This is a genomic window from Micromonospora sp. NPDC050187, assembly GCF_044459745.1.
Taxonomy (GTDB): Bacteria; Actinomycetota; Actinomycetes; order Mycobacteriales; family Micromonosporaceae; genus Micromonospora.
The window spans coordinates 17,999-29,298 of sequence record NZ_JBITJH010000032.1 but is presented as its reverse complement, the minus strand read 5'-3'; the positions used below and the strand labels follow the sequence as shown (position 1 = coordinate 29,298).

Sequence of the window (11,300 nt, the reverse complement as noted above, 5' to 3'; positions counted from 1 at the left end):
GGACCCACCTCACTCGGCATGCCGTGGTCGTTGCGGCTGGCGGTCACGATGTCTCCAGCTCGCGGTCGATCAGGTCGAAGATGTTCTCGGCGGTGGCCGACTCCAGGTCGTCGTCGCCATCGGCGTCGGCCTGCCGGTCGGCCAGCCGGTCCAGCAGGCCGTGCAGCCGGTCGGTGATCCGGCGGAACTCGGCGTCGGTCGGGTCGAGCCCGTCGAGCGCCGCCTCCAGCCGGTCGAGTTCCCGTACGACGCCCGCCGACCGGTCGACAGCCGTGTCCGTGACCGCGAACTGCGTCGCCAGGTACGCGGCGAGCGCTGCCGGCGTCGGGTTGTCGAAGACCAGCGTCGCCGGCAGCCGCAGCCCGGTGGCCGCCCCGATCCGGTTGCGCAACTCGACCGCGGTGAGCGAGTCGAAGCCGAGTTCCCGGAACGCCCTGGTCGGTTCCATGCCGGCCGCGTCGCCCCGGCCGAGGACCACGGCGACGTGCGACAGCACCAGGTCACGCAGGGCGCGTTCCCGCTTCTCCCCGGGCAGGGCACGCAGCGTGTCGACGAACGCCTGCCCACCGGCGGCCTCGGCGGCGACGGCCCGCCGGTTGGCGGGGCGGACCAGGGCCGCCAGCAACGGGTGGACCGGTGCGCCGGACGCCCCCACCGCCGTGTTGATCTTCGCGGGCATCAGCACCGCCCGTTCCGACCGCCAGGCCGCGTCGAACAGGGCGAGGGCCTCGTCGTTGGCGAGAGCCACCAGGCCACTGCGCTCCAGCCGCCGCAGGTCGACCGTGTCGAGGTGCCCGGTGATGCCGCTGGCCTGCGCCCACAGGCCCCAGACCAGGGAGACCGCCGGCAGGCCCAGCGCCCGCCGGTGCTCGGCGAGCGCGTCGAGGAACGCGTTGCCGGCGGCGTAGTTGCCCTGACCCGGTCCACCGAACACGCCGGCGGCGGCGGAGTAGAGCACGAACGCGGTCAGCTCGTGGTCGAGCGTGGCCCGGTGCAGGTTCCAGGCCGCGTCGACCTTCGGCCGCAGCACCGAGGCGAGGCGGTCCGGGGTGAGCGACTCGACGGTGGCGTCGTCGATGACACCGGCGGTGTGCACGACCGCGCGCAGCGGGTACCGGGCGTCCACCAGGGACAACACGTGGGTGACGGCGTCCGGGTCGGCCAGGTCGGCGGCGACGATCGACACGTCCGCCCCGAGCGCCTTGAGGTCGGCCAGCAGCTCGTCCGCGCCGGCGGCGTCCGGGCCGCGCCGGCTGACCAGCAACAGGTTCCGGGCCCCGTGCGCGGTGACCAGGTGGCGGCAGAGCAGCGCGCCCAGGGTCCCGGTGGCACCGGAGACCAGGACCGTGCCGTCGAGCAGCGGCGCCTGCGGGATGCTCAGGGTCAGCTTGCCGACGTGGCGGGCCTGGCTGAGGAAGCGGAACGCCTCGGGGGCACGCCGGACGTCCCAGGTGCGCCGGGGCAGCGGCCGCAGCGCGCCGCTGGCGAACAGCGCCATCAGCTCGTCCAGCATCCGCGCGATGGTGTCCGGGCCGGCCACCAGGAGGTCGAAGACCTGGTAGCTGACGCCGGGGTGGTCGGCCGCGATCCGCTGGGGGTCCCGCTTGTCCGTCTTGCCCATCTCGACGAACCGGCCGCCCCGGGGCAGCAGCCGCAGCGACGCGTCCACGAACTCGCCGCTGAGCGCGTTGAGCACCACGTCCACGCCGCGTCCACCGGTGCGGGTGAGGAACTCGTCGACGAAGTCGAGGGTGCGCGAGGACGCGATGTGGGCGTCGTCGAAGCCGGTGTCGCGCAGCGCCGGCCACTTGCCGGGGCTGGCCGTGCCGTAGACCTCGGCGCCGAGGTGACGGGCGATCTGCACGGCGGCCATGCCGACGCCACCGGCGGCCGAGTGCACCAGCACCGACTCCCCGGCCGTGAGCCGGCCCAGCTCGACCAGTCCGTACCAGGCGGTCAGGAAGACCACCGGTACGGCCGCCGCCTCGGCGTACGACCAGCCGTCCGGGATGCGGGTGAGCATGCGGTGGTCGGTGACCGCGACGGTGGAGAACGAGCCGGAGATGATGCCCATGACGCGGTCACCGGGGGCGAGGCCGGTGACACCCGGGCCGACCTGGAGCACCACGCCGGCCCCCTCGCTGCCCAGCACCTGCTGGTCCGGGACCATGCCGAGGGCCAGCACCACGTCCCGGAAGTTGAGCCCCGAGGCGCGCATGCCGACGACGACGTGTCCCTCCGGCACCTCGCCCGCCTCGATCGGGACGGGCAGCAGGGCCAGGTTCTCCAGGGTGCCCTTCTCGGTGACGTCGAGCTGCCACGGCGCCTCGTCGCCGGGCAGCGACAACACCCCGGCGTCCCGCGCCCGGACGAGCCGGGGCACCAGGACGGCACCGTCGCGGACCGCGAGTTGCGGCTCGCCGGAGCCGACCGCGGCCAGGACCGCGGCGAGGGAGGAGGCGGCGTCGTCGGTGTCGAGCAGCGTGAACCGGCCGGGATTCTCGGTCTGCGCCGAGCGGACCAGTCCCCACAGGGCGGCACCGGCGAGGTCACGGGGGGCCTCGCCGGGCGCGGCGGCGACCGCACCCCGGGTGTGCAGGACCAGTCGGGTCTGTTCCAGTCGCGGCTCGGCGAGCCACCCCTGCACGAGCGCCAGGACGTCCCGGGCCGCGTCGTGCGCGTCCACGTCGGCCCGGACCGGATCCGTCTCCGCGTCGGCCCGCAGGTCGACCACGACCTCCGGTACGTCGCCGCCGTCGAGCGCGGCGACCAACGCCGCCAGGTCGGCGTGGCCCACCACCGGGTGCCCGGCGGCGGCCAGCGTGTCGGCCAGGCCGAGGGAGTCGTCGCCGAGCAGCGCCCAACGGGCCGTGCCCCCGACGGCCGCGTCGGTCGCCGGCAGGGGCGTCCAGTCCAGGTGGAACAGGGAGCTGCGGCGCAGCGCGGCGGTCTCGTCGGCCCGGTTGGCGCCGACCGGACGGAAGGTCAGCGACTCCACCGTGGCGACCGGCTGTCCGGCCGGATCGGTCAGGGTGACGGCGATCGTGTCCGGGCCGAGCGAGCGGAGTCGCACCCGCAGCCGGGTGGCGCCGTGGGCGTGCAGGCTGGCCGAACGGACGGCGAACGGCAGCCAGCCGGTGCCGGCGGGGTCCGTCGGGTTGCCGAGCAGCCGGCTGGGTCCGGTGGCCTGGAGAGCCGCGTCGAACAGGGCCGGATGCAGGCCGAACAGTGGCGCGTCGGCGGCCACCGCGTCGGGCAGCGTCACCTCCGCGTACACCTCGTCGTCGCGCTGCCACACCCGGCGCAGGCCCCGGAACGCGGGGCCGTAGGTGAGGCCGTCCTCGGCCGACTGCGCGTACCAGGCGTCCAGGTCGGCGTCGACCTCGACGGCGCCGGCCGGCGGCCACTCCCCCGACACCACCACGGGAGCGGGGAGTTCCGACAGCAGCAGGCCCTCCGCGTGCCGGGTCCACTCCCCGTCCCCGCTCTCCTCGGGCCGCGAGTGCACGGTGACGCTCCGCTCGCCGTCGGCTCCGGGCGCGCCGAGGCGCACCTGCACCTGGACGGCGCCGGTGGACGGCAGCACGAGCGGGCTGATCAGGGCCAGGTCTCCCACCTGGCCGGCGTCGACCTCGTCGCCCGCGCGAACCACCATGTCGATCAGGGCGGTGCCGGGAACGACCACCGCCTTGCCGACGACATGGTCGGCCAGCCACGGGTGGGTGTGCACGGACAGCCGTCCGGTGAGCACCACCGTCTGGTCGTCGGCGACCGGTACGGCCGCGGCGAGCAGCGGGTGCCCGGCGTCCTGGAGGCCGGCCGAGCTGACGTCCCCGACCCGGTGGGCGGGGACCGCCAGCCAGTACCGTTCCCGGTCGAAGGCGTACGTGGGCAGGTCGACGGTCGACGCCGGCGCGAGAACCGACGTCAGGTCGACGGGCAGACCGATGGTGTGGGCCGTGGTGAGGTTGGTCAGCAGGCGCGTCGGATCGTCGTCGCCCCGACGCAGGGTCCCCAGGGTGTGGCCGGTGGCACCGGCGTCGTCGAGGATCGCCGACACCGGCAGGGTCAACACCGGATGGGCGGACACCTCCACGAACGTCGTGTGCCCGGCCTCGATCGCCACCCGCACGGCGGCGTCGAACCGCACCGGGTTGCGCAGGTTCTCGTACCAGTAGCCGCCGTCCATCGCGGTCGGATCGGCCCACTCACCGGTCAGCGTGGACACCAGCGGGGTGTGCCCGGCCTGTGGGGCGAGATCCGCCAGGTCGGCCAGCATCCGCTCGCGGATCCGCTCCACCGCCGGGGAGTGCGAGGCGTAGTTGAAACGGATCGGCCGCGCCCGCACCCCGTCGGCCCGGAACGCCTCCACCAGCTCCGCCACCTGCTCCGGCGGACCGGAGATCACCACCGTCGCCGGCCCGTTCACCACCCCGACGACCACCTCGGGGAAGTCCGCCAGGCGGGCCGCGACCTCGTCGGCGGGCAGGTCCACCGCCGCCATCGCCCCGGTGCCCGCGAGACCGGCGAGCGCACGGGCCCGCAGGATCACGGCCTTCGCGGCGTCCTCCAGCGACAGGACACCCGCCACGCAGGCCGCCGCGATCTCGCCCTGCGAGTGACCGATCATGAGCCGTGGGACCACCCCGGCGTGCCGCCACACCTCCGCGAGCGCGACGCCCACCGCGAACAGCACCGGCTGGAGCACCTCCACCCGGTCCAGCCACGACTCGTCGTCGCCGGTCAGCACGGAGACGATGTCCACGTCCAGGTACGGCGCGAACGCCCGCTGGCACTCGGCAAGTCGCGCGTCGAACACCGGGCACCGGCCGACCAGGCCGGCGGCCATCCGCGCCGACTGACCGCCCTGGCCCGGGAACACGAACACCACCCCGGACCCGTGCTCACCGGCCGAACCCGTCACCAGGTTCCCCGCCGACGAACCCGCCGCCAGCGCGTCCAACCCGGACAGCAGTTCACCGACGCTGTGGCCGACCACGGCGGCCCGGTGCTCGAACGTCGACCGCGTCGTGGCCAGTGACCAGCCGACCGCCGCCGGTTCCAGCCCGTCGTGCTCGCGCACCAGCCGCGCCAACCGCGACGCCTGCCCCGCCAGCGCCGCCGCCGACCGCGCCGACACCGGCCACACCACCACGTCCGAGTCCACCAGACCCGGAGTCCGGTGCACGCCGCCGTCGACTGCGGGCTCCGCGTCGTCGGCCGGGGGAAGATCGTCGGCCTGCTCGATGATCGTGTGCGCGTTCGTACCCGAGACGCCGAACGACGACACCGCCGCCCGACGCGGCCGGTCCACCGCCGGCCAGGGGCGCGTCTCGGTCGCCAGCTCCACCGCGCCGGCCGACCAGTCGATGTGCGGCGACGGGGCATCCACGTGCAGCGTGGCCGGGACCACGCCCTCCCGCATCGCGAGGACCATCTTGATCACGCCGGCCACCCCCGCGGCGGCCTGGGTGTGCCCGATGTTCGACTTCACCGACCCCAGCAGCAGCGGCACGTCCCGGTCCTGCCCGTACGTGGCGAGCAGCGCCTGCGCCTCGATCGGGTCGCCCAGGGTCGTGCCCGTGCCGTGCGCCTCCACCACGTCCACGTCGCGCGGGGTCAACCCCGCCGACGCCAGCGCCTGCTGGATCACCCGCTGCTGCGAGGGGCCGTTCGGCGCGGTCAACCCGTTCGACGCGCCGTCCTGGTTCACCGCCGAGCCGCGCACCACCGCCAGTACCTGGTGGCCGTTGCGCCGCGCGTCGGAGAGCCGCTCGAGGAGCAGCATGCCGACGCCCTCGCCCCAGCCGGTGCCGTCCGCCGCCGCCGCGAACGCCTTGACCCGCCCGTCGGCGGCCATCCCGCGCTGCCGGGAGAACTCCACGAACAGGGCCGGCGTCGCCATGACCGTCGCCCCACCCGTCAGGGCGAGATCGCACTCCCCCTGACGCAGCGCCTGCACGGCCAGGTGCAGCGCGACGAGGGACGACGAACACGCCGTGTCCACCGACACCGCAGGCCCCTCCAACCCCAACGCGTACGACACCCGACCCGACACCACGCTCGCCGCGTTCCCCGTGCCGCCGAACCCCTCCACCTGCTCGCTGGTCAGCATCAGCAGGGACCTATAGTCCTGGCCGTTCGTGCCCACGAACACCCCTGTTCGCGAACCCCGCAAGGCCCCTGGGACAACCCCTGCCCGCTCCAGCACCTCCCACGACGCCTCCAGCACCAACCGCTGCTGGGGGTCCATCGCCAGCGCCTCACGTCGGCTGATCCCGAAGAAACTCGAATCGAAGTCCGCCGCGTCGTAGACGAAGGCGCCCTTGTCCGTGTACGTGGTGCCGGGCTTCTCCGGGTCCGGGTCGACGAGGCGATCGCGGTCCCAGCCCCGGTCGGTGGGGAACTCGCCGACGGTGTCCACGCCGTCGGCGACGAGCCGCCACAGCTGCTCCGGGTCGGTGACGCCGCCCGGGAAGCGGCAGGACATCGCCACGATGGCCACCGGCTCGTCGCCGTTGACGGCGGACGGGGCGACGGTCCCGGTGGGTGCGGCATCGTCGCCGACCAGTCCGGCGAGCAGGAAGCGGGCCAGCACCACCGGGTTGGGGTGGTCGAAGACCAGGGTGACGGGCAGCGGCTGCCCGGTCGCGGCGACGAGCCGGTTGCGCAGCTCGACCGCGGTCAGCGAGTCGAAGCCGAGGTCCCGGAACGCGGTGGTGGCCGGGATCGCGGCGGCGGCGTCGTGGCCGAGCACGTCGGCGGCGAGTTCCCGGACCAGGTCGGTGAGGGTCTCCTCCCGGCGGGCCGGGGTCAGCCCGGCCAGCCGGCGGCGCAGCGTCGCCGCGACCCCGTCGTCGCCGTCGTCGCCGTCCAGCGGCGCTCCTCCGTCGAGGGCCGCCTTCGCCTCCGGTACGCCCTCCAGCAGCGGCCGACGCCGGGCGGAGGCGTACGTGGGGGCGAACCGGGACCAGTCGACGTCGACGACGGTGAGGGTGACGTCGTCGTGGTCGAGGGCCTGGTGCAGGGCGTTCATCGCGACGGTCGGGTCCATCGGGGGCACGCCCCGGTTGCGCAGCTTCTGGTCGGCGTCGGCGGTGTGCATGCCGCCCTCACCCCAGGAACCCCAGGCGATGGCGGTGCCGGCCCGCCCGTCGGCGCGCCGCTGCTGCACGAGCGCGTCGAGGTAGGCGTTGCCGGCGGCGTACCCGGCCTGGCCCGCGCTGCCCCAGGTGGCGGCGATGGAGGAGTAGACGACGAACGCGTCGAGGTCCTGGTCGGCGAGGAGGTCGTGCAGGTGCGCGGCACCGGCGGCCTTGCCGGCTGCCACCTCGGCCAGCTCGGTCGGGGTGACCGCCATGAGGGGGGTGGTCTGGGGGACGCCGGCGGTGTGCACGACGGTGCGGACCGGTGGGCCGTCGGCCTGGACCCGGTCGAGCAGGGCGGCGAGGGCGACCCGGTCGGCGACGTCGCAGGCGGCCACGGTGACCCGGGTACCGAGGTCGCGCAGCTCGGCGGCCAGCTCGTCGGCGCCGGGGGCGTCGGGTCCGCGCCGGCTGACCAGCACGACGTGCTCGACGCCGGCGGTGGCGAGCCAGCGGGCGGCACGGGCACCGAGGCCGCCGGTGCCGCCGGTGATCAGCGCGGTTCCGGTGGGCGTGAAGCGCCGTACCGGGGGACGGTCGCCGAGTCCCGCGCGGACCAGGCGGCGGACGAAGACTCCGGAGGCGCGTACCGCGAGCTGGTCCTCGCCGGCCGGCCCGGCGAGGATCGCGGTGAGCCGGCCGGCGGCCCGGCTGTCGAGGCGGGACGGCAGGTCGACCAGGCCGCCCCAGCGGTGGGGAGCCTCGACGCCGACCACGCGGCCGAGGCCCCAGATCGCGCCCTGGCCGGGGTCGGCCAGCCGGTCGTACGAGGCGACGGCGACCGCTCCCCGGGTGACCAGCCACAGCGGCGCGTCGAGGTCGGCGTCGCCGAGCGCCTGGGTAAGGGCGAGCGTGCCGGCCAGGCCGGGCAGGACGGCATCCGCGCCGGCCGGGGGTTCCCAGGCGAGCAGGGAGACCACCCCGGCGACGTCGGCGCCGGCCAGGGACGCGGCGAGCCCGGCCCGGTCGGCGTCCGGTCCGACGGTCAGCGGCCGGAGGTCGGCACCGGCGTCGGTCAGCGCGGCCCGGACGTCGTGCACCGCCGGGTCGTCGTCGAGACCGGCGGGCAGCGCCAGCAGCCAGGTGCCGTCGAGGCGGGCGGCGGCCGGTTCGGGCGTCACCTGCCAGTCGGCCCGGTACCGCCAGCCGTCGAGCAGGGAGTGTTCCTGCTGCTGGCGTCGCCAGCCGGCGAGAACGGGCAGCAGGGTGCGCAGCGACTCGATCGCCTCGGCGTCGTCGACGGCGAGGGTGCCGCGCAGGGCGTCCAGGTCGGCGCGTTCGACGGCGTCCCAGAACCGGTGGTCGAGCAGGCCGGTGGCGGTGGCGGGAGCGGCGGGCTCCTCCGCCGGCACCCAGTAGTGCTGGCGCTGGAACGGGTAGGTGGGCAGGCCGACCAGGCGTCCGGAGCCACCGGCGAAGGCGGGCCGCCAGTCGACCGGCGTCCCGGCCACGTACACCTCGGCGAGGGCGCGGTGGAAGCGGTCGAGGCCGCCCTCGTCCCGACGTAGGCTCCCGGTGACCGTGACGGCGGCGTCGGCGACGGCCTCGACGGTCTCCTGCATCGCCATGGTCAGCACCGGATGCGCACTGACCTCGACGAACGTGGAGTAGCCGGCCGTGACCAGACTCCGTACCGCCTCGTCGAAACGGACCGTCTGCCGCAGGTTCCGGTACCAGTACTCCGCGTCCAGACCGGTGGTGTCCAGCCACTCCCCCACCACCGTCGACCAGAACCGCACCTGCCCGCTCTGCGGAGACAACCCCGCCAACAACTCCACCAGCCGCTCCCGCAACGGCTCCACATGCGCCGAGTGCGAGGCGTAGTCCACCGGCACCCGACGCACCCGCACCTGCTGGGACTCGTAGTGCGCCACCAACTCGTCGAGAGCGGCCACGTCACCGGACACCACCACCGAGGTCGGCCCGTTGACGGCGGCGAGGGCGATCCGACCGTCCCAGCGGGCGATCGTCTCCGTCGCCTCGTCGGCCGTGGTCGCGACCGACACCATCCCACCGGCACCGGCCATCTCCGCGATGACCCGGCTCCGCAACGCCACCACCGCCGCCGCATCCTCCAGCGTCAACGCCCCCGCCACGTGCGCGGCGGCGATCTCCCCCTGCGAGTGACCCACCACCGCCGAGGGGTGGACCCCGTACGACTCCCACAACGCGGCCAACGACACACCCACCGCGAACAGAGCAGGCTGCACCACGTCGACCCGCTCCAACGACGCCGCACCCGGCACGCCACGCACGACATCGAACAGCGACCAGTCCACGTACGGACGCAACGCCTCCGCACACGCCGCCAACTTCTCCGCGAACACCGGAGCCGTCTCCAACAACTCCGCCGCCATCCCCACCCACTGCGAACCCTGACCCGGGAACACGAAGGCGACCTCACCGGGCGCACCGGCAGCCCCGACGACGGCCTCCGACACCGGACGGTCGTCGGCGAGTCCGCGCAGCGCGGCGGCCAGGTCGTCCCGGTCGGCGGCGAAGACCACGGCCCGGTGTTCGAGGGGCGAGCGGGAGACCACCGAGGTCCAGGCGACGTCGGCCGGGGTCAGGTCGGCCTCGTCGGCGACGTACCGCGACCAGCGCTCGGCCTGCTGCCGCAGCGCGGTGCGGGTACGGCCGGTGAGCAGGACGGGCGCGGGGGCGGTGAGGTCCGGCCGGTCGGCCTCGGCGGGGACGTCCTCGGGTTGTTCGAGGATGATGTGCGTGTTGGTGCCGCTCATGCCGAACGAGGAGACGGCGGCCCGGCGGGGCCGGTCGGCGGCCGGCCACGGGGTCGGTTCGGTGACCAGGTCGACCGCACCGGCGGCCCAGTCGACGTGCGGGGTCGGCTCGTCGACATGCAGGGTGGCGGGGACGACGCCGTGCCGCATGGCCTGGACCATCTTGATGATCCCGGCGATGCCGGCGGCGGCCTGGGTGTGGCCGATGTTCGACTTGATCGAGCCGAGCAGCAGCGGGGCGGCGTCGCCCCGGTCCTGCCCGTACGTGGCGAGCAGCGCCTGCGCCTCGATCGGGTCGCCAAGGGTGGTGCCGGTGCCGTGCGCCTCGACGACGTCGACCAGGTCGGGGGTGAGCTTCGCGCTGGCGAGGGCCTGCCGGATGACCCGCTGCTGGGCGGGGCCGTTGGGGGCGGTGAGCCCGTTGCTGGCGCCGTCCTGGTTGACGGCGGAGCTGCGGATGATCCCGAGCACCGGGTGACCGTTGCGGCGGGCGTCGCTGAGCCGTTCGAGCAGCAGCACGCCGACGCCCTCGCCCCAGCCGGTGCCGTCGGCGGACGCGGCGAACGACTTGCAGCGCCCGTCGGAGGCGAGACCGCGCTGCCGGGAGAACTCGACGAAGGCGCTCGGCGTGGCCATCACGGTGGCCCCACCGGCGAGAGCCAGGCCGCACTCGCGCTCGCGCAGGGCCTGGCAGGCGAGGTGGACGGCGACGGACGACGACGAGCAGGCGGTGTCCACGGTGACCGTGGGGCCTTCGAGCCCGTACGTGTACGCGATCCGGCCGGAGACGACGCTGGCGGCGGTGCCGGTGAGGACGTACCCCTCGACGCCGGGGGCGCGGTGCATGACGGCGGCGTAGTCCTGGCCGGAGGTGCCCATGAAGACGCCGGTACGGCTGCCGCGCAGCGACAGTGGCGCGATGCCGGCGCGCTCGAACAGTTCCCAGCTGACCTCGAGCAGCAGCCGCTGCTGGGGGTCCATGGCGACGGCCTCGCGGGGCGAGATGCCGAACAGGGCGGCGTCCAACTGCCCGGCGTCGTCGAGGAACCCGCCGGAGGCGGCGTACGAGGTGCCGGGGTTGTCGGGGTCGGGGTGGTGCAGCCGGTCGAGGTCCCAGCCCCGGTCGGTGGGGAAGCCGCCGATGGCGTCCCCGCCGTCCGCGACGAACCGCCACAGCTCCTCCGGCGAGCTGATGCCGCCGGGGTAGCGGCAGCTCATGGCGACGATGGCCACCGGCTCGGACTCCTCGGCAGTGACCTCACGCAGCCGCTGGCGGGTCTGGTGCAGCTCGGCGACGACCCGCGTCAGGTACTCGCGGAGCCTCTCCTCGTCCGACATCGTCGGTCGGGAGCCCTCGTTCTCCACCGGCACGTTCGCCATGGTTGTCTCACTTCCTCGTTCTGCAGCGGTACGT

General features: G+C 74.7%; 1 protein-coding gene. It reads right to left on the bottom strand.

All coding sequences use genetic code 11. The annotated features are described in order from the left end of the window. Nucleotides 1-43: 43 nt before the first annotated feature. Entirely contained in the window at nt 44-11,266 is an 11,223-nt protein-coding gene (locus ACIBJE_RS29430) for a type I polyketide synthase (protein ID WP_396753537.1), read from the bottom strand. Nucleotides 11,267-11,300: the final 34 nt, after the last annotated feature.